The sequence below is a fragment of the Mesorhizobium sp. P3_A9 genome (assembly GCF_056402975.1).
The window spans coordinates 1-1,176 of the sequence record NZ_JBFUGJ010000704.1 but is presented as its reverse complement, the minus strand read 5'-3'; the positions used below and the strand labels follow the sequence as shown (position 1 = coordinate 1,176).

Here is a 1,176-nt window from a genome sequence, read left to right as displayed (position 1 = left end):
CTACCATCTCCTCGGTCCCTTCCTTGTGTGCGGGGGCTTGCCCCTTGCAACTGTTCGGGTTCACAAAAGAAGGCGGTCGGACCCCAGCTCATCCACGGTTTAGGCCACCTGAGGGGCGACGGGCTCTCGACCACCGCCACGGATCAGGCAAGCACCTGGTCCGTGGCACCCTCAACAATGCACGATTCCAAACACACAAGGGGGCTTCGTAGAGCGCAAGCTTGGCTTACCTTCGGTCAGCCCTACCGCCCCCGCTCACCGCCAGATGAGGGGCAGCGCCGACCTTCGCCTTCCCTCCTCCCAGGGAAGAGGCATGCCGCATCAGCGCCGCATCTTCACGCCAGGCCCAACATTTCATGTACGACGCAAAGCGTGCGACGCCGGGCGGTGGACCGCCGCCGCCACAGGGCGCATGGTTGCGCTGTCGCTGGCCACTCAATGGGCGCTGGTGCTTGAGAGTGTCAGCGTACTCCCGCCCTTGTCGGGAGCAATGCAATGGAAGACCCCACCGGGCCGCCGCTCACTTTCCATGCGTTGCGCAGGGCGTTCAAGACATCCATTGCCGAACACCTCATCCCTGAGGCGCAATGGACTGATCATTGCAAGGCCCTGCTGCGCGAACTCACGCGCAAGGCGCATGTCGACAGCGGCCTCGTCAACTGGATTGTTCGCGGCGAGATGACCGGGCGCGTGCAGGGAAGTGGCCGGCGCGCTTGCCGGTGAAGACAATTGCCTGAGTCCCGCGCCGACCACTGGCGACCTGATAAAAGGTCCGCCGCCCGATTTGTGTAGCTGGCGGCGGGAGCGCGATCAACCAAGCCGGGATGCTTGGTACGGTTTCGTACAAATCCGGCCGGATCGCGGGAGAGCGACGGCAGGCTGGAGTCTGGAAAGTCTCTAGTGCGGGCAGACCGATATTGGACACGCCACAGCCGTCACCGCCGAAAGCTTCTCGCGCCTGTTCAGCGTCGGCTTTGCGTAGATCTTTTTCACGAATAGTCCCCCGATGGCCCACGCCCGATGACGTTGGTGCGGACCCTGATGTCAATACTGGACGGGCTCGCTTCGAGGCGGACTATTGCCGACGTCTCTTATGGGGCGCCGGCTTGTTGTTCTTGGGTTCCTCGCCCCCACGCAGTGGGGGAGAGGTGGCCGCCCGGCGAAGCCGGGACGGAG

Annotated in this window: 1 protein-coding gene; it reads left to right on the top strand. The window is 63.7% G+C overall.

The features are described from left to right. The first annotated feature begins 495 nt into the window (after positions 1-495). Entirely contained in the window at positions 496-723 is a 228-nt protein-coding gene (locus AC1DX0_RS36145; protein ID WP_477219081.1) for a hypothetical protein, read from the top strand. Positions 724-1,176: the final 453 nt, after the last annotated feature.